Consider the following 24,569-nt stretch of genomic DNA (forward strand, 5'->3'; position numbering starts at 1 on the left):
CGTGTGACAGCAGGGACGCAGCAGCGCGACTCCTCCGCCGACGGCCTCCTCGCCCCGGTCCTCGAGGCGGCCGATCTCGGCCGTCTGCGGGGTGCGGTCGAGACGGCGCTGCGGTCCTTCCTCACCGAGCAGCGGGAGACGCTGGCCACCATGGCCGCCGAGCTCGTGCCGGTGGCCGACGAGGTGGCCGCGGTCGCCGGTGGGGGCAAGCGGCTGCGCCCGGCCTTCGCCTACTGGGGGTGGCGGGCCTTCGTCGACGCCACCGACCCGGCCGCCGAGCCCGACGAGGCGGTGCTGCGCGCCGTGGCCGCGCTGGAGCTGGTGCACAGCAGCGCCCTGGTGCACGACGACGTGATGGACGCCGCGCTGACCCGGCGCGGCCGGGCGGCCACCCACGTCGGCTTCGCCGACCGGCACGACGGCGACTCCCTGGACGGCGACCCGGCCACCTTCGGCGTGGGCGCCGCGATCCTGGTCGGCGACCTGGCGCTGGTCTGGTCCGACGAGCTGCTGCGCCGCTCCGGCATCTCCCCCGCCGCCCTGGCCCGAGCCCGCCCGGTCTGGGACACCATGCGCACCGAGGTCACCGCCGGGCAGTACCTGGACCTGCTCCGTGCCGCCGGCGGGCTGCCGGGGCCGGCCGGTGCCCTCGCCGTGGCCCGCTACAAGAGCGCCGGCTACACCGTGCAGCGGCCGCTGCAGCTGGGCGCCTCGCTGGCCGCCGCCGGCCCCGACGCGCTCGAGGTCTGCACCGCGATCGGACTGCCGCTGGGTGAGGCGTTCCAGCTGCGGGACGACGTGCTGGGCGTGTTCGGCGACCCGGCGGTGACCGGCAAGTCCGCCGACGACGACCTGCGCGAGGGCAAGCGCACGCTGCTGGTGGCCCTCACCGAGGAGGCCGCGGACGGCGACGGGCGCGCCCTGCTCGCCGGGGCGCTGGGCAACTCCGACGCCGACGGCGACCAGCTGGACGAGGTGCGCTCGCTGATGACCCGCACCGGGGCGCTGGACCGGGTGGAGGAACGGATCGCCGCGCAGACCCGGGCGGCCCGCCGCGCCATCGCCGACGCACCGCTGGCCGCCGACGCCTGCCGTGCGCTGGACGCCCTCGCCGTCGCCGCCACCAGCCGCGCCGCGTGAGCCCGCTGCTGAACCGCCCGCTGCGCACCGTCCCCGGGCGCACCGACCGGGTCGTGGTGGTCGGCGCCGGCCTGGCCGGGCTGTCCGCCGCGCTGCGGCTGCGCGGCGCCGGACGCGAGGTCACCGTCGTCGACCGCTGCCCCGGCCCCGGCGGGCGGGCCGGCGTGGTCGGCCGGGCCGGGTACACGCTCGACACCGGCCCGTCGGTGTTCACCGCGCCGGAGCTGGTCGAGGAGACCTTCGCCGCCGTCGGTGAGCGGATGGCCGACCGGCTCACCCTCACCCCGCTCGAGACCACCTACCGGGCCCAGTTCGCCGACGGCTCGCACCTGGACGTGCACGCCGACCGGGCCGCGTTCGCCGCCGAGGTGGAGCGGGTGTGCGGGCCGGGTGAGGCCGCCGCGCTGCTGCGCTACCTCGACGACCTCGCCGAGCTGTACCGGCTGCAGCTGCGCACCTTCATCGACCGCAACCTGGACTCCCCACTGGACCTGCTGGGCCCCGAGCTGCTCACCCTGGTCCGCCGTGGTGGCTTCCGCCGGCTGTCCCGGCACGTCGACGCGGCGTTCACCGACGACCGGCTGCGCCGGCTGTTCAGCTTCCAGGCGCTCTACGCCGGGGTCTCCCCGTTCCGGGCGATCGCCGCCTACGCGGTCATCGCGCAGCTGGACATCGGCGCCGGCGTCTGGCACCCGCAGGGCGGGATCGGGGCGGTCCCCCGCGCGATGGCCGCCGCCGCCGCCGACGCCGGGGTGGAGTTCCGCTACGACACCGACGTCGCCGAGCTGGACCTGTCCGGCGGCCGGGTGACCGGGGTGCGGCTGGCCGGTGGCGACCGGCTGCCCGCCGACGCCGTCGTCGTCACCGCCGACGCGCCGCACCTGCTGGTGCCGGGCGTGCGCGGCCCGCGGCGCCCGGTCTACTCGCCGTCCTGCGTGGCGATGCACCTCGGCGTGCGGGCGGAGCTGCCCGGGCAGGCGCACCACACGATCAGCTTCGGCCACGCCTGGCAGCAGGTGTTCGACGAACTGACCCGCGAGGGTCGGCCGATGAGCGACCCGAGCCTGCTGATCTCGATGCCGTCGGTGACCGACCGCTCGCTGGCGCCCGACGGCGGCCAGGTGCTCAGCGTGGTCGCCCCGACGCCGAACCTCGACCCGCGCAGCGGCGGCAACGCCCGGATCGACTGGCCGGCGCTGGCCCCCCGCTACCGGGAGGAGCTGCTGGCCACCCTGGAGGCCCGCGGCTGGACCGGGGTGGGCGAGGCCATCGAGGTCGAGGAGCTGCTCACCCCGCTGGACTGGGCGGCGCAGGGCATGGCCGCCGGCACGCCGTTCGCCCTGGCGCACACCTTCGGCCAGACGGGGCCGTTCCGGCCGTCCACGCTGCCGCGCAGCGGCCCGGAGAACGTGGTGCTGGCCGGCTCGTCGGTGCAGCCGGGCGTCGGCGTCCCGATGGTCGTGATCAGCGGCCGGCTGGCCGCCGAGCGGATCACCGGGGTGCAGGCGTGACCGCCGTCCCGCCGACCGACCGGACGGAGCAGCAGGCCCGGCTGGACGCCGCCTACGCGGTGTGCCGCGGGATCGCCGCCGAGCACGGCAAGTCCTACTTCCTGGCCACCCGGCTGCTCACCCCCGACCGCCGGCCGGCCGTGCACGCGCTGTACGCCGCCGCCCGGGTGGCCGACGACATCGTCGACGTCGGCGCCGACCTGCCCGGCCGCGACCCCGAGGGCGAGCTGCTGGCCTGGTCGAAGGCAGCGCTGGAGGAGGTCGAGGCCGGCTGGTCCGACGACCCGGTGCGGCTGGCGCTGGTGCACACCTACCGCCGCTACGACATCCCGCTGGAGCACCTGGTCGACTTCCTGGCCGCGATGACCAGTGACCTGGACGTCAGCGGCTACGCCGACCTCGCCGCCCTGGACCGCTACATGTGGGGCTCGGCGTCGGTCATCGGCCTGCAGGTGCTGCCGGTGCTGGGCACCGCGCCCGGGGTGGTCCGGGAGGAGGCGGCGCCGCACGCGATCGCGCTGGGCGAGGCGTTCCAGCTGACCAACTTCCTGCGCGACGTCGGCGAGGACGTCGACCGCGGCCGGGTCTACCTGCCCGCCGACCTGATGGCCGCGCACGGGGTCACCCGGGAGCAGCTGGCGGCCAAGCGGTTCGACGACCGGTTCCGGCAGCTGATGCGGGAGATGGTCGAGGTCGTCCGGCGCCGGTACGACGACGCCGCTCCCGGCACCCCGATGCTGGCGCCCGAGTCGCGCGACTGCGTCCGGGCCGCGACCGACCTGTACGGCGGCATCCTGACCGAGATCGAGCGGGCCGACTACCGGGTGCTCGACCGCCGGGTGTCGGTGTCGAAGCCGCGCCGCCTGGCGGTGTTCGCCCGCCGGTTGACCGCCGCCCAGCTGGCCAGGGTCAGGGTGACCATGGCCCAGCCGAAGAGCAGGTCCTCGACCGGGGCGTAGGCGACCCGCGGGCCCCAGATGGTGCCGGGGTCGTAGGTGACCACGCCGAGGCCGGTGAGCACGCCGTTCATCAGCAGCTGGAAGAAGACGATGATCGCGTAGGCGGTCCAGTAGGCCCGCCGGGTGACCATCCGGGTGCGGTAGACCGCCAGGTCGAGCACCAGCACCACGACGACCGCGGTGACGGCCAGGGCCGAGTAGCTCACGCGTCTGCCTCCTCGGCCGGGTAGCCGGCGTCCCAGCCGGTCACCCGGCGCACCGCCTCCAGCGACATCACCGAGGCCAGCGGGACGACGAGGAAGAACAGCACCTCCTCGACCGGGATGCCGCCGGGCAGCCGGACGCCGAGGGTGTACCGGTCGCTGTAGTCCCAGTGGCCCTGGGCGATGGCGTAGAGCACCCAGACCACGAACACGGTGAACTCCGGCAGCACCGCCAGCAGCACCCGGCGCCAGCGCGCGTAGACCCGGACGTGGAGCAGCAGCTCCAGCGGGGCGGTCACCACGAGGCAGCCGACCAGCAGCGCGAGGTAGGTCAGGTGCCCCATCGGCCGGCGACTACAGCGCCAGGGCCTGGGCCCGGCGGGTGACCTCGGTGTGCCGGTCGTCGCGCAGGGCCTGGACGGGGGTGCCCGGCAGCGAGTCGTCGGCGCGGAAGAGCCACTCGAAGGCCTCCTCGTCGGTGAACCGGCCGTCGTGCAGGACGGTCAGCAGACCCGGCAGGTGCTTGAGCACCGCGCCGTCCTGCAGGAAGTCGGCCGGGATCCTGCTGTTGCCGCTCCCGGGCACGGCGAGCAGCTTCCGCTCGGAGATCAGCTGACGGACCTTGTTCGTCGAGACGCCGAGCTGCTCGGCGACCTCCGCAGGGGTGAGCGTGTCCACGCCGCCAGCCTAGGTCGGTCCCCGGCGCCGTCCCGCCCGGGGAAGCCCGGCGGACCGTCGTACCCCTCCACCTGGTCGTGCACCTGCGGCCCGAGCACTGGCTCTCGGCCGACCTCGGCTGACCCGGCGGTCCCCGCGCGCCGGGCCGGGGGTTCCCTAGGCTGCGGCCATGGCGCGCAGCGACGGCCCGGCGCACGGCCCCCGGCTCAGCCAGCCGCAGCGCGCGGCCGGCGAGACGGCGACCCCCGACGACCCGGGCCGCGAGCCGCCGTTCCTCGACCTGGACGCCCTGGAGGCCCGGGCCCGGCAGGTGCTGCCCGCCGACGTCTTCGACTACTACGCGGGCGGGGCCGGCACCGAGACGACACTGGCCGAGGCACCCGCCGCCTGGCGGCGCTGGCGGCTGCGCCCGCACGTGCTGCGCGGCGTGGCCGCGGTGCAGCTGGGCACCACGCTGCTCGGCACCGAGGTGGCCACCCCGATCGGGGTCGCTCCCTGGGCCTACCAGGCGATGGCCCACCCCGACGGTGAGCTCGGCACCGCCCGCGGCGCGGCTGCCGCCGGCGCGCTGATGACCGTCTCGACGAGCGCGAACACCGCACTGGCCGACGTCGCCACCGCCACCCCGGCCGGGCCACGCTGGTTCCAGCTCTACCGGCTGCACTCCCCCGCGCACACCGACGACCTCGCGCGACGGGCCGGGCAGGCCGGCTACCGCGCCCTGGTGCTCACCGTCGACCTGCCGGTGCTGGGCCGCCGGCACCGCGACCTGCGGCACGACTTCGCACTGCCGGCCGGGCTGCCCCTGGCCAACCACCCGACGGTGACCGGTGACCGATCGCTGCCGGCCGCCGAGACGCCCACCTGGACCTTCGCCGACATCGGCCGGTACGCCGAGCTGTCCGGGCTGCCGGTGGTGGTCAAGGGCGTGCTGCGGGGCGACGACGCCGAACGGTGCGTGGCCGCCGGCGCCGCCGCGGTCTGGGTGTCCACCCACGGCGGCCGGCAGGCCGACCCGGCGATCGCCAGCGCCGATGCGCTGCCGGAGGTGGTGGCCGCGGTCGGCGACGAGGTGGAGGTCTACGCCGACGGCGGGCTGCGCACCGGGTCCGACGCGCTCACCGCGCTGGCCCTGGGCGCCCGCGCGGTCTTCCTCGGCCGGCCCACCGCCTGGGGGCTGGCCACCGGTGGCGCCGACGGCGTGGCGCGGGTGATCAGCGGGCTGAGCGAGGAGCTGGCGCACACCATGGCCCTGTGCGGACTGGACGACGTGCGGGCGGTGCCGCGCGACACCGTCGTCCGGGCGTCGTGAGCGGACCGCCGACCACCGGTGCGCCGGGCTCCGCGACGCCGGGACCCGGGGCGCTGGCCACCGGAGCGGCGCGCCGTCCGGCCCCGGCCGCCGCACTGGCCACCGCCGACGTCCGGCGACCACTCCCGCAGACCCCACCCGTCCACCTGGTCACTCCCGATCACCGGTGTCCAGACCGTGACCTCGTCGTCCGCGTCGTTGGGTCCACGCGGCCCGATCCGCTCCTAGACTCGCCGGCGTGGAGACCGTCGTGACCGACCCCGTGGTCGGCCTCGTCCTCGAGGGGCGCTACCGCCTCGAGGAGCGCCTGGCGCGCGGCGGCATGTCCACCGTCTACGCCGCCACCGACCTGCGGCTGCACCGCACCGTCGCGGTCAAGGTGATGGCCGAGCACCTGGCGCACGACCCCGCCTTCGTCGACCGGTTCACCCGTGAGGCCCGGGCCACGGCGATGCTCAGCCACGTCAACGTGGTCTCGGTCAGCGACCAGGGCAGCGACCAGGGCCTGGTCTACCTGGTCATGGAGCTGGTCCGCGGCCGCACGCTGCGCGACCTGCTGCAGGCCCGCGGCCGGCTCACCGTCGGCGAGGCGTTCGCCGTGCTGGAGCCGGTGCTGGCCGGGCTGACCGCGGCCCACCGGGCCGGCATCGCGCACCGCGACGTCAAGCCGGAGAACGTGCTGATCTCCACCGACGGCCAGGTCAAGGTGGCCGACTTCGGCCTCGCCCGCGCCGTGGCCGGCACCGGGCAGACCAGCCACACCGGTGGGGTGCTGATCGGCACCGTCGCCTACCTGTCGCCCGAGCAGCTCGAGCGCGGCCGCAGTGACGCCCGCAGCGACGTCTACGCGGCCGGCGTGATGCTCTACGAGCTGCTCACCGGCCACCCGCCCTACGCCGGCGACACCCCGCTGGCGGTGGCCTACCAGCACGTGCACCACGACGTCCCGGCGCCGTCCACCGAGGTCGCCACGGTGCCCTGGCAGGTCGACGAGCTGGTCACCCGCACCACCCGGCGCGACCCGGCGGCCCGCCCGCTGGACGCCGGCGCCTTCCTCGCCGAGCTCACCGACGTGCGCGCCGACCTGGGCCTGGCCCGGGTGCCGGTGCCCACCGGGCGCCCGGCCGACAACCCCACGGCCACGCTGCGGCCGACGAACCGGCCCACCGCGCCGCGTCCCCGGCAGCCCAGCTCGCCGGGCCCGCGGGCCGGCGACCCGCGCACCGAGGTGCTGGGCGGCATGCGGTCCGGCCGGGGCACCACGGTGCTGCCGGGCACGGGCACGGGTGCGACCACGCACGTCGGCGGTGCCCGCCCGGCACCGGTGCGCCCCGGCGTGCCCCCGCACATCCGCCGCCGCCGGGCCCGCTTCGCGCTGACCCTGGTGCTGCTGCTCGCGGTCACCATCGGCGCGATCGGCTGGTGGCTGGGCTCGGGGCGGTGGACCCAGGTCCCCGACCTGCTCAACCAGGACCAGGACACCGCCGTCGGCATGCTGCAGGAGGCCGGCCTGGACCCGGTGTTCGGCGAGGAGCAGTTCAGCGAGGACGTGCCCGCCGGCGTCGTGATCTCCGCCGACCCCACCGGCGGCACCGAGGCCATCCGCAACTCCGACGTCCAGCTCGTCGTCTCCAAGGGCCCCGAGCGCTTCAGCGTCGACCCGGGGCTGGTCAACCAGCCGCTGGAGGCCGTCCAGGCCGCGCTCGTCGACGTGCCGGTGGCGCTGCAGGCCAGCGAGGAGTTCGACGACGACGTGCCGGCCGGCAGCGTCATCAGGTTCGAGCCCGCCGCCGGCGCGCAGCTCAAGCGGGGCGAGACGGTCATCGCGGTCGTCTCGCAGGGCCGGGCACCGGTCGACGTCCCGAACGTGGTCGGGCAGTCCCCCGACGCCGCGCAGGACAACCTCGAGCAGCTGGGCTTCACCGTCTCCCGGGACGAGGGGCGCAGTGCCGAGGTGTCCACCGGGTCGGTCATGGCGGTCAGCCCCGGCCCGGGCGACGGCGCCCAGCCCTACGGCAGCGACGTCACCATCACCGTCTCGATCGGCGTCCCGCAGGTCACCGTCCCCGACGTCCGCGGCAAGTCCGCCGACGAGGCCACCGCACTGCTCACCGCGGCCGGCCTGCAGGTGAAGAGCGAGACCTTCATCGCCGGTGACCGCGTGTTCAACCAGAGCCCCAAGGCCGGCGAGGTCGTCGACCAGGGCAGCACCGTCCGCATCCTCATCAGCTTCGGGTGACCTCCTCCTCGTGACGTCCGCCAGCACCACCCTGCTCCCCGCCGACCCCGCCGCCACCGCACCGCCGCCCATCGGGGCGCACATCCAGATCAAGGGCGGCCTGGCCAAGGGCGGCCTGGCCTACACCGACGCGGTCGGCGCCCGCGCCGTCCAGGTGTTCGTCGGCAACCCGCGCGGCTGGAAGCCCAGCGCCGGCGACCCCGCGCAGGACGCCGCCTTCACCGCCGGCTGCGCCGAGCGCGGCGTGCCCTCGTTCATCCACACCCCCTTCCTGGTCAACGTGGGCTCACCGAGCGAGGCGACCGTGGCCCAGTCCATCGCGACCATCGAGCACAACCTGGCCCGCGGCGCCCAGCTCGGCTGCGCCGGGGTCGTGGTGCACGCCGGCTCGGCGGTCGGCGAGGACCGCTACGACGCGGCGCTCGCCCAGCTGCACGAGCGGCTGCTGCCCGTGCTGGAGGCACTGCCCGAGGGTGGCCCCCGGCTGCTGATCGAGCCGACCGCCGGTGGCGGCAAGTCGCTGGCCGCCACCGTGCAGGACCTGGGGCCCTACCTCGCCGCGCTGGAGCAGCACCCGGCGGTCGGGGTCTGCCTCGACACCTGCCACGCCTGGGCCGCCGGGCACGACCTGGCCACCCCCGGAGGGATGGCGGCGACCCTGGAGGCGCTGACGGCGACCGTCGGGCCGGGCCGGCTGGGCCTGGTGCACGCCAACGACTCGCTCGACCCCTGCGGCTCGACCCGGGACCGGCACACCACGATCGGGGCCGGCGCGATCGGGGCGGCCCCGTTCGCCGAGCTGCTCACCCACCCGGCCATGGCCGGGGTGCCGGTGGTGGTGGAGACCCCCAGCGCCGACGACGGCCACGCCCGGGACATCGCGTTGCTGAGCGCCCTGCGCGACGGGGTGGCCCTGCCGGATCGGAACTGATCCCCGGGCGACGCGCCCGGATGTCGTGACGCGCCGCACACAATCGATTGCACGCCGCTTTTCCTTCTCCTACCGAGACCGCCAGGTTTCACTCTCCGTGTCTGCGTCGCACCTCACAGTGCGACTCCACCGGACCCGAGGAGAACCGTCCGTGCACATCCGAAGGACTCTGGTCACCGGCACCGTCGCCGCGCTGACCGTCGCCGGCCTCGGCGCGACCACCGGCACCGCCTCCGCCGCCCCCGCGGCCCCGCTGGACACCTACATCGTGAGCCTGGTGCCCGGCTCCCCCGCGGCCGTCATCGCCGACCAGGCCGCCCGGCGGCTCGGTGGCGAGGTCGAGCACGTCTACACCTCCGCGCTCACCGGCTTCGCCGTGGAGCTCCCGACGAACGTGGCCGACCGGCTGGCCACCCTGCCCGGCGTCGCGGCGGTCGAGCGGGACGCGCCGGTGCAACTGGAGGCGACCCAGACCCGCGCCACCTGGGGGCTGGACCGCACCGACCAGCGGGCGCTGCCGCTGTCGGGCTCCTACAGCTACACCGCCACCGGCGCCGGCGTGACCGCCTACGTCATCGACACCGGCATCCGGCTCACGCACACCGACTTCGGCGGCCGCGCGGTCTCCGGGTACGACGCGATCGACGGCGGCAGCGCCGACGACTGCAACGGCCACGGCACGCACGTCGCCGGCACGGTGGGCGGCACGACCCACGGGGTGGCGAAGGGCGCCCGGCTGGTCGCCGTCCGGGTGCTGGACTGCGCCGGCAGCGGGTCCAACGCCGGCGTCATCGCCGGCATCGACTGGGTGACCGCGCACCACACCGCCGGAGCCCCCGCGGTGGCGAACATGAGCCTGGGTGGTGGGGTCAGCACCGCCGTCGACGCGGCCGTGCAGCGGTCCATCGCCGACGGGGTGACCTACGCCGTGGCCGCCGGCAACGGCGACGCCCGGGGCGTGCCGCAGGACGCCTGCGGCGGCTCGCCGTCCCGGGTGGGCGCGGCGCTGACCGTCGGCGCGACCGACCGGAACGACGCCCCCGCCTCGTTCAGCAACTACGGCGCCTGCGTCGACCTGTTCGCCCCCGGCGTGGGCATCACCAGCGACTGGTACACCGGCAACACCGCGACCAACACCATCAGCGGGACGTCGATGGCCACCCCGCACGTGGCCGGGGTCGCAGCGCTCTACCTGCAGGGCAACCCGTCGGCGTCCCCGGCGACGGTGTCGGCGGCCATCACCGCCGCGACCACCAAGGACCGGGTGAACACCACCCGGACGGCGAACAACGACCTGCTGTTCAGCGCCTACTGAGCCGGTCGGTGCAGCACCCCGGGCCGGGTCGTCCGCAGTGCGGGCGGCCCGGCCCGGGCCGTGTGCGGGCCGCCGCCGCGTGGTCCACGGCCGCGACCGGGGTCAGACGACCAGGCTCAACGCCCAGGCGATCGCGAAGCCGACGACGCCGATCAGCGTCTCCATCACCGTCCAGGTGCGCAGCGTGGTCTTCACGTCCATGCCCAGGAACCGCCCGACCAGCCAGAAGCCCGAGTCGTTGACGTGGGAGAGCACGGTGGCACCACAGGCGATCGCGATGACCACGAGCGCGGTGTCCAGCCGGGACAGGTCGCTCTCGGCCACCGCCGGGGCGATCAGGCCGGCGGTGGTCAGCAGCGCCACCGTCGCCGAGCCCTGGGCGACGCGCAGGCAGGTCGCGATCACGAAGGCGGCGACGATGACCGGCAGGCCGATCGACTCCAGGCTGTCGGCCAGCGCGGTGCCGATGCCGCTGGCCCGCAGGACGCCGCCGAACATGCCACCGGCGCCGGTGATCAGGATGATCGCCGCCACCGGCCCGATGGAGGAGTTCAGCAGGTCCTCGGTCTCCGACCGGGAGAACCGCTCGCGGCTGAGCACGGCCGCCGCCACCAGCAGCGTGATGAGCAACGCCACCGGCGTCTGACCGAGCAGGGTCACCCACGCCAGCCAGCCGGCCTCCTCGTCGACCGCGCCGGCCGTGGCCAGGGTGGTGAAGCCGGTGTTGAGCAGGATCAGCACCAGCGGCAGGAGCAGCAGGGCCAGCACGGTGCCGAACCGCGGCGGACCGGTGCGGGTGGTGGTCGCCGTCGCCGTCCCGCCGGTCGCGGTGGCCCCACCACCGCCGGAGCCCTGCGGGTCGTCGTCGGAGTCGTCCCGGGCCTCCCCGTTGCCGGGCCCCTGGCCGGCCAGGGTCGCGGGGATCGACACCGGGAAGCGGTGGCCGGCCCACTGGCTGAACAGGTAGCAGGCGATGAACCAGGTGGGCAGGCCGATGACCAGACCAACGAGCACCAGCAGGCCGATGTCGGCGCCCAGGATGTCGCCGGCGCCGACCGGGCCGGGGTGCGGCGGCACGAACGCGTGCATGACCGCGAACGCGCCCGCCGAGGGCAGCGCGTAGAGCAGCACCGAACCACCGAACCGGCGGGCGACGCTGAAGATGATCGGCAGGAAGACGACGAACCCGGCGTCGAAGAAGATCGGGAAGCCGAACAGCAGCGAGGCGACCCCGAGCGCCAGCGGTGCCCGCTTCTCGCCGAACCGGTTGATCAGCGAGTCGGCCAGCAAGGTGGCGCCGCCGGTGACCTCCAGCAGCTTGCCGATCATCGCGCCCAGCCCGACCAGCAGCGCGACGCTGGCCAGGGTGGACCCGAACCCGGCGAGCATCGTGTCGATGACGTCGCCGATCGGGATCCGGGTCGCCAGCGCGGTGAGCAGGCTGACCAGCACCAGCGCCACGAAGGCGTGCACCTTGAACTTCATGATCAGGACGAGCAGCACGGCGACCGCGGCCACCGCGATCAGCAACAGGGGCGTGGTACCCAGGGCGGGTTCGACTTCGGGCACAGGGGACCTCTTCGTGTCGACGGCGACGCGGTCTCGGCCGCGGCTGCGGACGAGGGCCCCACTGTCTCAGTCATGATCACCAGCGCGCGAATCGTCACCGGTCTCGGTTCGGTCTCGGCGCGGACCCTCAGCGGCCGGCGAGGTCCCCGATCACCTGGGTGAGCACCTTGGCCGCGTGCTCCACCCCGGCCCGGTCGACGTCCAGGTGGGTGACCAGCCGGACCCGGCGGGCGCTCACCTGCCCGACGAGCACGCCCTGGGCCTTCGCCGCCTCGGCCACCGCCGGGGCCGGCACGTCGTCGAGGACGACCATGTTGGTCTCCACGGTCGCCGGGTCCACGCCCAGCCGCTCGGCCAGCAGCCGGGCGTGCTCGTGGTCCTCGGCCAGCCGCTCGAGGTGGTGCTCCAGGGCGTGCAGCCCGGCGGCGGCGAGCACGCCGACCTGGCGCATGCCCCCGCCCAGCCGCTTGCGCCACAGGCGGGCCGCGGCGATCCGCTCGGCGCCGGCGACCAGCACCGAGCCGATCGGCGCGCCCAGCCCCTTGGACAGGCACACCGAGGCGGTGTCGGCCAGCCGGCCGTAGGTGGACAGCGGGACACCGCTGGCGACGTGGGCGTTGAACACCCGGGCGCCGTCCAGGTGCACGTTGACCCCGGCGGTGCGCGACCACTCGAACAGCCGCTCCAGCTCGCCCAGCGGCTGCACCAGCCCGCCGCCGCGGTTGTGCGTGTTCTCCACGGCGATCGCCGCCGTGGCGGTGAGGTGCCAGTCGCCGTGCGGGCGCACCTGGGCGATCAGCTGGTCGGCCGACAGCCGGCCGCCGTCGGACACCACCGTGCGGGACGACAGCCCGAACAGCGCCGCGGCAGCGCCCATCTCGTAGGTCAGCACGTGCGCGTCGGCGTCCCCCAGGACCTCCTGTCCCGGCTCGCAGACCAGCCGCAGGCCGATCTGGTTGCCCATGGTCCCCGAGGGCACGAACAGCGCGGCCTCGTGGCCGAACAGCTCGGCGACCCGCTCCTCCAGCGCGTTGACCGTCGGGTCCTCGCGGTAGACGTCGTCGCCGACCGGAGCCTCCGCCATCGCCGCGCGCATCGCCGCCGTCGGGCGGGTCAGGGTGTCCGAGCGCAGGTCGACGGCGCCGGCCGAGGAGCCGGGGGCGTCGGTGTCGATGCCGTACATCAGCCGCGCAACATCTCTGTGACGAGGAACGCCAGCTCCAGCGACTGCCCGGTGTTCAGCCGCGGGTCGCAGGCCGTCTCGTACCGGCTGTTGAGGTCGTCGTCGCTGATCTCCATCGCCCCGCCCAGGCACTCGGTGACGTCCTCACCGGTGAGCTCGACGTGGATGCCACCGGGCCAGGTGCCCAGCCCGCGGTGCACGTCGAAGAAGCCCAGCACCTCGTCGACCACCCGGTCGAAGTGCCGGGTCTTGTAGCCGCTGGGCGACTCGTGGGTGTTGCCGTGCATCGGGTCGCACTGCCACACCACCTGGTGACCGCTGGCGGTGACCTTCTCCACGATGCCCGGCAGCACGTCGCGGACCTTGCCGTTGCCCATCCGGCTGATCAGCGTGAGCCGGCCGGGGACGCCGTCCGGGTCCAGCCGCTCGACCAGCTCGGTGGCCTGCTCCGGCGTCGTGGTCGGGCCGATCTTGACCCCGATCGGGTTGGCCAGCTTGGAGACGAACTCGATGTGCGCGCCGTCCATCTGCCGGGTGCGCTCCCCCACCCACACGAAGTGCGCGCTCAGGGCGTACGGGCGGCCCTCGTACATGCGCAGCAGGGCCCGCTCGTAGTCCAGGATCAGCGCCTCGTGGCTGCTGTACAGCTCCACCCCGCGCAGCGCCGCGTCGTCGATGCCGCAGGCCTTCATGAACGCCAGCGCCCGGTCGATCTCCTGGGCGATGACCTCGTAGCGCACCCCGGCCGGGGAGCTCGCGACGAAGTCCTTGTTCCAGTCGTGCACCGCGTGCAGGTCGGCCAGACCACCCCGGGCGTAGGCCCGGATCATGTTCATCGCGGCCGCGGAGTTCGCGTAGGCCCGCACCAGCCGGTTCGGGTCGGGGATGCGCTCCTCCAGCACCGGGTTCAGCGAGTTGACCATGTCGCCGCGGTAGCTGGGCAGGCCCAGGGCGTCGGTGTTGGAGCTGCGCGGCTTGGCGTACTGGCCGGCGACCCGCCCGACCTTGACCACCGGGACGCTGGCCCCGTAGGTCAGGACGACGGCCATCTGCAGCAGCGTGCGGGTGGTCGCCTGCAGGTGCGGCTCGGTGTTGAGGTCGAAGGTCTCCGCGCAGTCGCCGCCCTGCAGCAGGAACGCCTTCCCCTGGGCCACGTCGGCCAGCTGCTGGCGCAGGGTGTCGACCTCGGCCGGCGCGACGATCGGCGGCACGGTGGTGAGGGTGGACAGCACGGCGTCCAGCGCGGCCCGGTCGGGCCACTCCGGCTGCTGGGCGGCGGGGAGTCCACGCCACCGGTCCAGGTCCGGGAGCAGCTCGGCAGGTTCGGGGAGGCTCACGCCGCCAGGGTACGGCGCGGGGAGACCCCCAGCGCCGCCGGTCGCGGCCGCGACCCGGGCGGCCGGTCCACCCGCCGTCCTGCCGCGCTCGCCGGCGGCGGTACCGGTGATCGGCCCGGCTGCCGATGGTCTGCGTGGGGCGGGAGTTCTCCCGCCTGGGGACGCAGGCCAGGGGAGCACACGTGCGCTGGGGAATCAGGACGAAGGTGGTGACGCTGGCGGTGGCCAGTGTCGCCGTCACGGGGGCGGCCATGCTGGGGGTGAGCGCCTGGCAGAGCGGACAGTTCGCCGACGATGCCAAGGCCGACGTCCAGGACCTGGTGGACCACAGCGTCGAGCAGACGGCGGACGGCGTCCACGACGTCGTGTCCACCCAGGGCGAGTCGGTGGCGGCGAAGGTCGACAGCGACCTGCAGGTCGCCGGCTACGTGCTCGAGCAGGCCGGGGGGCTGTCCCTGGGGCCGGCCAACCGCAACGCCGTGACCTGGGACGCCAAGAACCAGGTCACCAGCCAGGTCACGCCGGTCGCGCTCCCCCGCGTCCAGGTCGGTGGCCAGTGGCTGGGCCAGAACGCCGACGTGAACACCCCCACTCCCGTCATCGACCAGATCCAGTCGCTGGTCGGCGGCACGGCGACGATCTTCCAGCGGATGAACGAGGCCGGCGACATGCTGCGGGTCGCCACCAACGTGGTCAGCGCCACGGGCTCCCGGGCGATCGGCACGTACATCCCGGCCATCGGCGCGAACAACACCCCCAGCCCGGTGATCTCCGCGGTCCTCTCCGGCCAGACCTACCGGGGGACGGCGTTCGTCGTCGACTCCTGGTACGTCACCGCCTACGAGCCGCTGTTCGACGACGCCGGGCAGGTCATCGGCGTGCTCTACGTCGGCGTGAAGCAGGAGAGCATGCCGACCCTGCGGGAGAGCGTGCAGAACACCGCCGTCGGCGAGAACGGCGGCGTCACGGTGCTGGGCGCCACCGGTGACCGCGCCGGCAAGGTGCTGATCAGCCCGGACGGCGCCTCGGACGGGGAGGACCTCCTCGCGACCACCGACGCCGACGGCAAGGCCTACGTCCAGGAGATCGTCACCGCGGCCCTCGAGCTCGGCGACGGCGAGCAGGCGACCGTGCGGTACCAGGACGCCGACAGCGGCCCGCACACCGTCCAGGTGGCCTACTACGCCCCCTGGGACTGGGTGATCGCGGTCGACGCGCAGGACAGCGACTCCGCCGGCCCGGTCAACGGGCTGGACGAGGGCCGGTCCTCGATGTTCACCGCCCTGGTCGTGGCCGCGCTGCTGGTGCTGGTCGCCGGCTTCACCCTGGCCTGGTGGCTGGGCCGCCGGCTGACCGCGCCGCTGGACGGGCTGCGCCAGCGGATGGTCGAGATCGCCGACGGCGGGGGCGACCTCACCCAGCGGGTCGACGACACCTCCAGGGACGAGGTCGGGGAACTGGCCAACGCCTTCAACCGGTTCGTCGACAAGGTGGCCGGCACCATCCGCGACATCGGCACCGCCGCCGGGTCGCTGGCGGCCTCCGCCTCCGGGGTGGCCCGGGTGGCCGACGGGCTCAGCGACCGGGCCGCCCGCAGCCGGGACCAGGCCCGGCACGCCCACCAGGCGGCCTCGGACATCAGCTCCGGGGTCTCCTCGGCCGCGGCCGGTGCCGAGCAGATGGGGTCGGCGATCCGGGAGATCGCCCGCAGCGCCAGCGACGCCAGCCACGTCGGCCAGGGCGCGGTCGAGCTGGCCGGCAACACCGAGACCGCGATCGCGGCGCTGGGCACCAGCTCGCGGGAGATCAGCGAGGTCGTCAAGGTCATCTCCGCGGTGGCCGAGCAGACCAACCTGCTCGCGCTCAACGCCACCATCGAGGCGGCCCGCGCCGGGGAGGCCGGCAAGGGCTTCGCCGTCGTCGCCACCGAGGTCAAGGAGCTGGCCCAGGAGTCCTCGCGGGCCAGCGAGGAGATCCACCAGCGGGTGCAGTCCATCCAGGCCGACACCAGCGCCGCGGTCACCTCGATCAGTCAGATCGTCAGCGTCATCCGGGAGATGAACGACCACCAGACCACCATCGCCAGCGCGGTGGAGGAGCAGACGGCGGTCACCAACGAGCTGTCCCGCAGCGTCAGCTCGGTCGCCCACGGCGCCACCTCGGTCACCGACACGATGAACGACGTCACCACCGACGCCGACCGCACCGCGGCCGACGTCGACTCGGCCCGGTCCGCCGCACGGGAGCTGGACCAGCTCTCCGGCGAGCTGACCCGGCTGATCAACGTCTTCACCGTCTAGCAGCGCACGACCCCCAGGGGCCGTCGGCAGCGATCAGCTGCCGACGGCCCCTGTCGCGTCCTGGATGACCTGCCAGCGGGTCAGGTTGTAGCGGGCGTCCACCAGCGCGTCGTGCGTGCCGGCCGGCTTGGGCGGCAGCGGCGGCCGGCCCGCGTCGTCCCAGCGCTGGCGCAGCTCCCGGGTGAAGCGCGGGATCGGCCGCGGCAGCGCCGGCATCGCGCCCCACAGCTGCGCCAGGGCGACGTGGTCGTATGCGGCGAACCAGGCCCACAGCTCGATCTCCTCACCGGGTGCGGTGAGGAAGGAGAGCAGGTCCTCCCGGATCCGCTGCCGTGACCGCCACGCCCTGTCCGCCGGGGAGGGCAGCTGGTCGAGCACGTTGCGGCGCACCCACGGGATGGCCTTGTCCGGGTCGAACTCGGTGCTGACGGCGTAGAACTCCCGGCCGGTCTCGTCGACCACGCCGATCGACACCAGGTCGATGGTGGTGCCGTCCTCGATGAACTCGGTGTCGTAGAAGTACCGCCGCACGCTCACCGGCACACCGTAGGCGCCCTCCGCCGGAGGCTCATGCCCGCGGCGTGCCCCCGGTCAGCCGGCCAGGGAGCTGGGCAGCCGGTCGGCGGCCTCGTGCGGCGGTGGCTGCAGCCGGCCGACGGCCTCCCGCGCGCTGACCCCGGTGGTGTCCATCGACTTCTTCACCTTGGCGCCGTAGAGGTCGACGTACTCCTGGCCCGAGAGCTCCATGATCTCGTACATGATCTCGTCGGTGATCGACCGCTCGACGAACCGGTCGCCCGACAGCCCGGCGTACCGGGAGAAGTCCAGCGGCTCCCCGAAGCGGACGACGACCCGGACCATGTTCTTGCCCAGCACCCGGCCGAGCCTGCCGGGCAGCGGCACCCTGCGCGGCTCGTAGACCATCGCCACCGGCACGACCGGGGCGCCGGTCTCCAGGGTCATCCGGGCCACGCCGGTCTTGCCGCGGAAGAGCCGGCCGTCCGGGGAGCGCGTGCCCTCCGGGTAGATGCCCAGCAGCCTGCCCTGGGTCAGGATCCGGATGCCGGTGCGGATCGCGTCCTCGGCCGCGGAGGCGTTCGTCCGGTCGATCGGCACCTGCCCGCTGCCGGCGAAGAACACCCGCTGCGCCGCACCCTTGAGCCCGGTGCCGGTGAAGTACTCGGCCTTGGCCAGGAAGGTGACCCGTCGGCGCAGCGACAGGGGCATGAAGATCCAGTCGGAGGCGGACAGGTGGTTGCTCGCGATGATCGCCGCACCCGTCGCGGGCACGTGCTCGGTGCCCACCGCACGAGGCCGGAACACGAGCTTGACGATCGGCCCGACGGCCACGTACTTGAGGAACCAGTAGAACAACGCGCCTCCCTCAGCGACTGTCAGACTAGGGAAGCGTCCAGCGCTCCGACAATCGGCCGGCGCCCGTCGCCCGTCCCGCCCCACCCGTCCCACGGCCGCACCACCCGACCCGACCCGGAGGGGACCATGCCGCAGACGACGCCGGTGCTGCCCGGCGCCGAGCCGTTCACGCTCGGCGACGGCCCGGTCGGGGTGCTGCTGTGCCACGGGTTCACCAGCACCCCGCAGAGCATGCGGGCCTGGGGCGAGCACCTGGCCGGCGCCGGGTTCACCGTGCGCTGCCCGCTGCTGCCCGGCCACGGCACCCGCTGGCAGGACGCCAACGCCAGCACCGAGGAGGACTGGTACGCCGCGCTGTCGGCCGCCCTGGACGACCTGGGCGGCCGGTGCACCGCGGTGGTGGTGGCCGGGCTGTCCATGGGCGGCACGCTCGCGCTGCGGCTCGCCCAGCGCCGTCCCGACGACGTCGCCGCCCTGGTGCTGGTCAACCCCTCGCTGCTGACCGAACGCCGGGACGCCGCCCTGCTGCCGGTGCTCGCCCGGCTGACCCCGGTCTGGGCGCCGGTGGCCGGCGACGTGAAGAAGCCCGGCAGCGTCGAGCTCGCCTACCGCCGGCTGCCCACCCGGGCAGCACTGGCGCTGCGCCGGCTCTGGACGGCGGTCCGCGCCGACCTGGGCGCCGTCCGGGCCCCGCTGCTGGTCTTCCGCAGCGTCACCGACCACGTGGTCGAGCCCGCTTCCACCCGGCTGCTGCTGGCCGAGGTGGGCAGCCGGGACACCACCGAGGTGCTGCTGCACGACAGCTGGCACGTGGCGACCCTGGACAACGACGCCCCGATGATCTTCGCTCGGTCGGTGGAGTGGATCCGGCAGCGCGTGCCCGCCTCGTCCCCGAGCCCGGCGTGACCCTCCCCCGCCGCGGCCGGGGCCGCCGGGACAACGGCCTGCACGCCGCGCTCTGGTACCCGCTGCGCGACGTCGACCCCCGGGTCGGTGAGCACCTGCTCGACGTCCTCGAGGCGGCCGGGATCGCCGCCTACCTGGACCCCGCCACCGACGTGGAGCCCTACACCCGCAGCGTCTCCCTGCCCAGCCCGCCGTCGGACCGGCTGTTCGTGGACCGGGCCCGCCGGACCGAGGCCGCGGCCGTCGTCGCCCAGCACGCCGACGACCCCGCGCCGGCACCTCCCCGGGAGGACCGCACCCGCGAGGACGACGAGTTCGCCCGGATCGTGGCCGCCTTCGAGGCCGAGCACGGCCGCACGGTCGTCTCCGAGCAGCCCCGGGACGACCCGCCCCCGCCCCCCGCCGAGCCCTCGGTGCTCGACGCCCCCGAGGAGCACTACGAGCCACCACCGCCGCCGCCGCTGCCCGTGCTGGCCCCGGCGTCGCTGTACTCCCTGCTGCTCATCGCCGCCGGCGCGCTGCTGATCATCGCGCCGACGAAGCTGGGCCTCTCGATCGACCTCGGCCTGGTGCTCGGGGTCGCCGCCGTGGTCAGCGGGGTCGGGGTGCTGGTCTCCCGGATGCGCGAGCGGTCCATCGACGACGGCGACGACGGCGCCGTCGTCTGAGGAAGGCCCCCCCTCGCAGGCTCACGGCGGGCCCCTGCGACGGGGCCGGCGGGGGCGGGGCACGGCGAGGGGTTCTCCCGGGCGGCGCGCTCCCCTAGCGTGCGCGAGGTGAGCTCCCCCGCCCTCGCGCACTCCGCCGTCGTCACGCTGACCGGTCACCTGATGGACACCGGCATCCTGGCCCGGGTCCTCGACGACGTCCTGGAGTACGGCGGGGACTATCGGATCGAGAGCCTGGAGCTGGGCCGCCAGCACGAGGACGCGTCGCGGGCGCTGGTCGAGGTGCGGGCCGACGAGCCCGAGCGGCTGGACCGGATCCTCATGCGGCTGCAGGTGCACGGGGCCAACCCGGTCGACCCCGGGACGGCCACCACCCGCCCGGCCCCGGCGGACGGCGTCTTCCCCGAGGACTTCTACTCGACCACCAACCTGGAGACCCTGGTCCGGCTGGACCGGGAGTGGCTGCGGGTGCAGCGCCCGGAGATGGACTGCGGCCTGGTGGTCACCCGCGGCGCGGGCACCACCGGGGTGCGCACCGTCCCGGTGAGCGACGTGCGTGCCGGCGACGAGGTCGTCTGCGGCGCCGCCGGGGTGCGGGTGGAGCTGCCGCCCCAGGCCCCGCGCGGCGAGGAGGACGACTTCGGCTTCATGTCCTCGTCGGTGTCGAGCGAGAAGCCGCAGGCGCTGCTGGTCCGGCAGATCGCCGAGCGGATGCGCCAGGTCAAGGCGGCCGGCCAGCGGGTGCTGTGGGTGGGCGGCCCGGCCGTGGTGCACACCGGTGCGGCGCCGGCGATGGTGCGGCTGGTGCGCGCCGGCTACGTCGACGTCCTGTTCGCCGGCAACGCGCTGGCCACCCACGACATCGAGTCCTCGCTGTTCGGCACCTCCCTGGGCGTCGACCTGGCCAAGGGCTCCGGGGTGCCGCACGGCCACGAGCACCACATCCGGGCGATCAACACCATCCGGGCCGCCGGCTCGATCGCCGCCGCCGTCGAGACCGGGGTGCTCACCGGCGGGGTGATGCACGCGATGGTGCAGGCCGGCAAGCCGTTCGTGCTGGTCGGCTCGGTGCGCGACGACGGGCCGCTGCCCGACGTGATCACCGACGTGATCGACGGTCAGCGCGCCATGCGGGCCGAACTGCCGGACGTCGGCTTCGCGATCATGGTCGCCACGATGCTGCACTCGATCGCGACCGGGAACATCCTGCCCGCGTCGATCCCGCTGGTCTGCGTGGACATCAACCCGGCCACGGTGACCAAGCTGGCCGACCGCGGCAGCGCGCAGGCGATGGGCATCGTCACCGACATCGGCCTGTTCCTGGAGCAGCTGGCCCGCGAGCTCGCCCCGTGACCCCGGCCCCGCTGCAGGGGCCCGCCGCGAGCTCGCGAGCGGTGGGGGCAGCGGGGTCCTCCTTCAGGCGTCCCCGTCGACCACGGCCCGGCGCACGAGGTCGGCCGCACCGACCAGGCCGGCCTGCGCGCCGAGCTGGGCGGCGGCGACCCGGGGACCGGGGCGGAACCCGCGACCGGGCAGCGCCCGCTCCAGCCGCTCCCGGGCCGGGGCGAGCACCGTCTCACCGAGCACGCTGACCCCGCCGCCGATGACCACGACGTCCGGGTCGAGGATCGCCGAGAGGTCGGCGATGCCCTGCCCCAGCCAGGTGCCCACCTCGCACAGCAGCTCGATCGCCAGCGGGTCACCGTCGGCCGCGGCGGTGGCGACCACCTCGCCGGTGATCCGGGCGGCGTCCCCGCCCACCCGGTCGAGCAGGTCGGCGGCGGCCGCCGGGGAGTTGTCGGCCACCTCCCGGGCCGTGTGGCCCAGGGCGTTGCCGCTGGCGTACTGCTCCCAGCAGCCCCGGTTGCCGCAGGCGCACAGCCGCCCGTCGGGCACCACCCGCATGTGCCCCCACTCGCCGGCCACGCCGTGCGCCCCGCGCTGCAGCCGGCCGTCGATGACCAGCCCGCCGCCGATGCCGGTGCCCAGGGTGATCATCACGACCAGGTCGCTGCCGCGGGCGGCGCCGTAGCGGTACTCGGCCCAGGCCGCGGCGTCGGCGTCGTTGCCCACCCACAGCGGGCGCTGCAGCCGGACGGCGAGGTCCTTGCGCAGGGCCTGGTTGCGCCAGGCCAGGTGCGGGCTGAACAGCACGGTGTCCCCGGTGCGGTCGAACCAGCCGGCGGCACCGACGCCGACCCCGACCAGCGGGCCGCCGTGCCGTTCGGCGAGCTCGTCGACGACGGCGGCGATCGCGTCCTCGGTGGCGCTCACCGACTTGCCCGGGGTCGCCCGGCGGGCGGTGTCCAGGATGGTGCCGTCGGGTGCGACCACGCCGCCGGCGACCTTCGTGCCGCCGATGTCGATGCCGAGGGCCGGCAGCAGCGCGGCGTCGGCGGCCGGCACCACGGCGGGCAGCAGGGGGTCGCTGGTGTCGGGGCCGGTCACGCGACGTCGATCCGCTGGACGGGGGCGGGGGCGGGGTGGGGCACGGTCTTCTCCGGTGCAGCGGGGGCGTCCCCGGCGGGGACGTCGGGGGCAGGGACATCGGTGCCGGCGTCGCTGCCGTCCGGGGTGGTGCGGGTCGTGGTGCCCGGTGTGGTGCTGTCCGGGGTGGCGCGGTGGGCGCTGCCCGGGCCGTCGCCGCGGAGCGCCGTCGCCGCTGCGGCGAGCACGTCGGCCAGCGCCTCGGTCAGGTCGGGTCGCCGGCCGCGCAGCGCCGCCAGCCCGGCGCACAGCGGGCACCCTCGGCACTCGGCGGCGGCCTCGTGCCGGGTGGCACCGGGCTCGCTGTCACGGGGCGCGGTGGCACCTGGACCGGTGGCCTCGGGCTCGGTGGCATCGGGCTCGGTGGCAACAGGCTCGGTGCCACCCGGACCGGTCGCACCGGACCGGCCGGCGGCGCCGGACCGGGTGGCCGACCCGGCGTCGTCCGGAGCGGTCGTGCCGGGTGCGGTGGCGTCGGCCCCGGGAGCGGTGGGTCGACGGGCGTCCTCGGGCCCGCCGGGCGGGTTGCCGAGCAGGCCCTGCAGCCGTTCGGCGAGGCGGTGCTCGGCGCTCAGGCGGCGGGCCTGCTCCACCCAGTCGGTGAACGGTGCGGTGCCGGACGCTGCCGCGCCGACCGGGTCGGCGGCCAGCCCGGCGACGACACGGCGGACCTGTTCCACCCAGTCGCCTCCCGGGGCGGTCACGCCCCGGCTCCGGCGGCGTGCGCGGCGAGCAGGCCGGTCGGCCACTGCTCGGGGTCGGGGACGAACCGGACCTCCAGGGTCGCCTGCTCCGTCCCGGCGGCCTGCAGCGCGCCACCGGAGACCGTGCAGCGGCGCAGCAGCGGGTCGAGCGGCAGCGAGCGGCGCGTCCCGGCGGCGGTCACGACCAGGTCGTCGGCCCAGCGGGTCAGCTCCACCCCGCCCCGGCGGGCGAACGGCAGCGGCACGTCGAGCACCCAGCCGGTGTCGTCCCGGCGCGGCGCCGGCCCGGGCGCCGGCTGCACCACCGTCTCGGGCACGGCGGCGTCCAGCGCGGCCAGCTCGGCCACCGACCCCGGCGGGACGGCGGCCTCGGCGACCTCCCGGACCGGCCCGAGCAGCGCACGCACGCCGCGCAGCGCCTCCTGCTGCACCGCGGCGCGCCGGGCCCACCACTCCCCCGCACCCTCCGGCAGCACCCGGGCGACGGTGACCGAGGCGACCCGCTGGCCCAGCACGCCGAGCGCGGTCGCCGTCTCCTGCAGCTGGTCGACCGCGGCCGGCTCCGGCGGCAGCACCAGGTGCACGGCGGTGCGCGAGGGGTCGGTCAGTGGTGCGGCGTCCAGCAGGTCCTCCACCGCCGTCGCGCCCGCGAGCAGGCCGGCGGCCGGACCCGGGCGGTCGGGGGTCGCCGCGGCGCGCAGGGTGGCCAGCACGCGGAGCCGGGTCGGGGCCAGCTGGCCCAGCCACCAGCGCAACGCGGTGGGCAGCGTGAGCAGGGCGGTCGCAGCCGGAGCCGGGCCGGCGTCGAGCACGACCACGTCGGCGTCCCCGGCCCGGACGTGCCCGGCCAGCGCCGCCAGCAGGGCGAACTCGGTCATCCCGGGCACCGGGACGACGGAGGTCGCCGGCGGCAGGGTGAGCAGCGGGGCCGCGGCGGTGACCTGGTCGGCGTGCCGGGCCCACAGCTGCTCGAGCGCCGGCTGCGCGGTGACCTCGTCGACGGTGACCGCGTCGCCGAGCCCCTCGACCCGGGGCGCCCGGGTGGTCAGGAGCACGCACCGGGTGCCGGCGGCGGCCAGCCGGAGGGCGGTGGCCGCGGCGACCGTCGAGCTGCCGGCGCCCCCGGGGCCGGTGACGAGGAGGACCTGGACGGTGCGCATCAGCCCTCGACGCGCTTCTTGAGCTCCTTGAGGGCGGTGTCGAGGATGACCTTCTCCGCCTTGCGCTTGATCAGCCCGAGCATCGGGATCGACAGGTCGATCGTGATCGAGTAGGTCACGGTGGTCGAGCCACCGGACTCGGTCAGCACGTAGGAGCCGTCCTGCTGCTTCTGCATCTGGCCCTGCACCAGCGTCCAGTCGACGCGTCGGTCGCCGTCCCAGGTGTAGTCCAGCACGTAGTCGTCGGTGACCGCACCGGCGTCGAGCACGAAGTGCACGCGGCGGGCCCGCCCGTCCGGACCGGTCTCCAGCACCTCGACCTGCTTGGCCGCCGCGACCCACTGCGGGTAGGCCGGGAAGTCGGCGATCACGGCCATCACCTGGGCCGCGGGCGCATCGACGACGATCGACTGGGTGGACTGGTCCGCCATGCGCCGGAGGGTAGTCGGTCCACCCGCCCCACCTGGCCTCCTCCCGGGCCCGCTGCCCCGGTCGGGGGACGCGTCCGGTGCTCACGACCGCGCCGCCGGACTAGATTGACCGGCGACCCCACGTCCGGGGCAGTGGGGCGACGGTGCCCCGCCCGGGCGGGA

Annotated in this window: 22 protein-coding genes and 1 pseudogene; 11 read left to right on the plus strand and 12 right to left on the minus strand. The window is 75.2% G+C overall.

Annotated features, from left to right (window positions below; all coding sequences use genetic code 11):
- The first annotated feature begins 3 nt into the window (after window positions 1-3).
- Genes ACJTNH_RS00975 through ACJTNH_RS00985 form a run of 3 tightly spaced genes read left to right on the plus strand, consistent with a single transcriptional unit; the run spans window position 4 to window position 3,610 of the window.
- Window positions 4-1,140 (plus strand): polyprenyl synthetase family protein, encoded by a 1,137-nt coding sequence (locus ACJTNH_RS00975; protein WP_458172340.1) that lies wholly within the window; start codon window positions 4-6, stop codon window positions 1,138-1,140.
- Window positions 1,137-2,651 (plus strand): phytoene desaturase family protein, encoded by a 1,515-nt coding sequence (gene crtI, locus ACJTNH_RS00980; RefSeq protein WP_458172342.1) that lies wholly within the window; start codon window positions 1,137-1,139, stop codon window positions 2,649-2,651. The genes ACJTNH_RS00975 and crtI overlap by 4 nt, the downstream gene beginning before the upstream one ends.
- Window positions 2,648-3,610, plus strand: a complete 963-nt coding sequence (locus ACJTNH_RS00985) for a phytoene/squalene synthase family protein (RefSeq protein ID WP_458172344.1) — start codon at window positions 2,648-2,650, stop codon at window positions 3,608-3,610. The genes crtI and ACJTNH_RS00985 overlap by 4 nt, the downstream gene beginning before the upstream one ends.
- Here the strand turns inward: ACJTNH_RS00985 and ACJTNH_RS00990 are convergent.
- From ACJTNH_RS00990 to ACJTNH_RS01000, 3 genes and pseudogenes are all read right to left on the minus strand, one after another.
- Window positions 3,607-3,816 (minus strand): annotated as a pseudogene (locus tag ACJTNH_RS00990) (lycopene cyclase domain-containing protein); the annotation flags it as partial. The gene ACJTNH_RS00985 and the pseudogene ACJTNH_RS00990 sit on opposite strands and share 4 nt — an antisense overlap.
- Window positions 3,813-4,157: a lycopene cyclase domain-containing protein gene (locus ACJTNH_RS00995; protein ID WP_458172346.1), complete on the minus strand. Its 345-nt coding sequence runs from the start codon at window positions 4,155-4,157 to the stop codon at window positions 3,813-3,815. The gene ACJTNH_RS00995 and the pseudogene ACJTNH_RS00990, both read right to left, overlap by 4 nt.
- 10 nt (window positions 4,158-4,167) lie before the next feature.
- On the minus strand, window positions 4,168-4,491 hold the full coding sequence (locus ACJTNH_RS01000) for an Rv2175c family DNA-binding protein (protein ID WP_458172347.1): 324 nt from the start codon (window positions 4,489-4,491) through the stop codon (window positions 4,168-4,170).
- A 169-nt stretch (window positions 4,492-4,660) separates the two neighbouring features.
- Here ACJTNH_RS01000 and ACJTNH_RS01005 point away from each other — a divergent pair, with 169 nt between their 5' ends.
- The 4 genes from ACJTNH_RS01005 (at window position 4,661) to ACJTNH_RS01020 (ending at window position 10,288) form a co-directional block, all read left to right on the plus strand.
- Window positions 4,661-5,803, plus strand: a complete 1,143-nt coding sequence (locus ACJTNH_RS01005; protein WP_458172349.1) for an alpha-hydroxy acid oxidase — start codon at window positions 4,661-4,663, stop codon at window positions 5,801-5,803.
- Window positions 5,804-6,041: 238 nt separating this feature from the next.
- Window positions 6,042-8,042 carry a Stk1 family PASTA domain-containing Ser/Thr kinase gene (gene pknB / locus ACJTNH_RS01010; protein WP_458172350.1) on the plus strand — a complete coding sequence of 667 codons (2,001 nt, stop codon included), beginning with the start codon at window positions 6,042-6,044 and terminating at the stop codon, window positions 8,040-8,042.
- Between the two features lie 10 nt (window positions 8,043-8,052).
- A complete protein-coding gene (locus ACJTNH_RS01015) occupies window positions 8,053-8,973 on the plus strand; it encodes a deoxyribonuclease IV (protein WP_458172352.1) in 921 nt (306 codons plus the stop codon).
- Window positions 8,974-9,124: 151 nt separating this feature from the next.
- Complete coding sequence (locus ACJTNH_RS01020) at window positions 9,125-10,288, plus strand: S8 family peptidase (RefSeq protein WP_458172353.1); 1,164 nt, start codon at window positions 9,125-9,127, stop codon at window positions 10,286-10,288.
- Window positions 10,289-10,390: 102 nt separating this feature from the next.
- Here ACJTNH_RS01020 and ACJTNH_RS01025 read toward each other — a convergent pair whose 3' ends face one another.
- The 3 genes from ACJTNH_RS01025 to ACJTNH_RS01035 all read right to left on the minus strand — a co-directional run bounded on the left by ACJTNH_RS01025 (window position 10,391) and on the right by ACJTNH_RS01035 (window position 14,377).
- The gene (locus tag ACJTNH_RS01025; RefSeq protein ID WP_458172355.1) at window positions 10,391-11,818 is read right to left on the minus strand and encodes a GntP family permease; all 1,428 of its coding nucleotides are present in this window, start codon (window positions 11,816-11,818) and stop codon (window positions 10,391-10,393) included.
- Between the two features lie 166 nt (window positions 11,819-11,984).
- Complete coding sequence (locus ACJTNH_RS01030; RefSeq protein WP_458172357.1) at window positions 11,985-13,040, minus strand: threonine aldolase family protein; 1,056 nt, start codon at window positions 13,038-13,040, stop codon at window positions 11,985-11,987.
- Window positions 13,040-14,377 carry a class II 3-deoxy-7-phosphoheptulonate synthase gene (locus tag ACJTNH_RS01035; RefSeq protein WP_458172358.1) on the minus strand — a complete coding sequence of 446 codons (1,338 nt, stop codon included), beginning with the start codon at window positions 14,375-14,377 and terminating at the stop codon, window positions 13,040-13,042. The genes ACJTNH_RS01030 and ACJTNH_RS01035 overlap by 1 nt, the downstream gene beginning before the upstream one ends.
- A 182-nt stretch (window positions 14,378-14,559) precedes the next feature.
- On the opposite strand from ACJTNH_RS01035, the gene ACJTNH_RS01040 reads away from it, so the two are divergent.
- Window positions 14,560-16,677, plus strand: a complete 2,118-nt coding sequence (locus ACJTNH_RS01040) for a Cache 3/Cache 2 fusion domain-containing protein (protein ID WP_458172360.1) — start codon at window positions 14,560-14,562, stop codon at window positions 16,675-16,677.
- 33 nt (window positions 16,678-16,710) lie between these two features.
- On the opposite strand, the gene ACJTNH_RS01045 is transcribed toward ACJTNH_RS01040, so the two are convergent.
- Together ACJTNH_RS01045 and ACJTNH_RS01050 are read right to left on the minus strand one after the other, a co-directional pair.
- Window positions 16,711-17,214 (minus strand): polyadenylate-specific 3'-exoribonuclease AS, encoded by a 504-nt coding sequence (locus tag ACJTNH_RS01045; RefSeq protein WP_458172361.1) that lies wholly within the window; start codon window positions 17,212-17,214, stop codon window positions 16,711-16,713.
- A gap of 54 nt (window positions 17,215-17,268) precedes the next feature.
- Window positions 17,269-18,051 carry a lysophospholipid acyltransferase family protein gene (locus tag ACJTNH_RS01050; protein WP_458172363.1) on the minus strand — a complete coding sequence of 261 codons (783 nt, stop codon included), beginning with the start codon at window positions 18,049-18,051 and terminating at the stop codon, window positions 17,269-17,271.
- 126 nt (window positions 18,052-18,177) lie between these two features.
- Between ACJTNH_RS01050 and ACJTNH_RS01055 the strand changes: the two genes are divergently transcribed.
- The 3 genes from ACJTNH_RS01055 to ACJTNH_RS01065 all read left to right on the plus strand — a co-directional run bounded on the left by ACJTNH_RS01055 (window position 18,178) and on the right by ACJTNH_RS01065 (window position 20,978).
- A complete protein-coding gene (locus ACJTNH_RS01055) occupies window positions 18,178-18,957 on the plus strand; it encodes an alpha/beta hydrolase (protein WP_458172365.1) in 780 nt (259 codons plus the stop codon).
- Window positions 18,954-19,625, plus strand: a complete 672-nt coding sequence (locus ACJTNH_RS01060; RefSeq protein ID WP_458172366.1) for a hypothetical protein — start codon at window positions 18,954-18,956, stop codon at window positions 19,623-19,625. The genes ACJTNH_RS01055 and ACJTNH_RS01060 overlap by 4 nt, the downstream gene beginning before the upstream one ends.
- Window positions 19,626-19,733: 108 nt before the next feature.
- Window positions 19,734-20,978 carry an ornithine cyclodeaminase, nickel-pincer nucleotide-dependent gene (locus ACJTNH_RS01065; RefSeq protein WP_458172368.1) on the plus strand — a complete coding sequence of 415 codons (1,245 nt, stop codon included), beginning with the start codon at window positions 19,734-19,736 and terminating at the stop codon, window positions 20,976-20,978.
- A 63-nt stretch (window positions 20,979-21,041) separates the two neighbouring features.
- Here the strand turns inward: ACJTNH_RS01065 and ACJTNH_RS01070 are convergent, their stop codons facing one another.
- Genes ACJTNH_RS01070 through ACJTNH_RS01085 form a run of 4 tightly spaced genes read right to left on the minus strand, consistent with a single transcriptional unit; the run spans window position 21,042 to window position 24,407 of the window.
- A complete protein-coding gene (locus ACJTNH_RS01070) occupies window positions 21,042-22,073 on the minus strand; it encodes an ROK family glucokinase (RefSeq protein ID WP_458172370.1) in 1,032 nt (343 codons plus the stop codon).
- Complete coding sequence (locus tag ACJTNH_RS01075; RefSeq protein WP_458172371.1) at window positions 22,070-22,816, minus strand: hypothetical protein; 747 nt, start codon at window positions 22,814-22,816, stop codon at window positions 22,070-22,072. The genes ACJTNH_RS01070 and ACJTNH_RS01075 overlap by 4 nt, the downstream gene beginning before the upstream one ends.
- Entirely contained in the window at window positions 22,813-23,976 is a 1,164-nt protein-coding gene (locus ACJTNH_RS01080; protein WP_458172372.1) for an ArsA family ATPase, read from the minus strand. Before ACJTNH_RS01080 ends, ACJTNH_RS01075 begins: the two co-directional genes overlap by 4 nt.
- Window positions 23,976-24,407, minus strand: a complete 432-nt coding sequence (locus ACJTNH_RS01085) for an SRPBCC family protein (protein ID WP_222193485.1) — start codon at window positions 24,405-24,407, stop codon at window positions 23,976-23,978. The genes ACJTNH_RS01080 and ACJTNH_RS01085 overlap by 1 nt, the downstream gene beginning before the upstream one ends.
- Between the last annotated feature and the right edge of the window lie 162 nt (window positions 24,408-24,569).

It is taken from the genome of Modestobacter lacusdianchii, assembly GCF_054177765.1.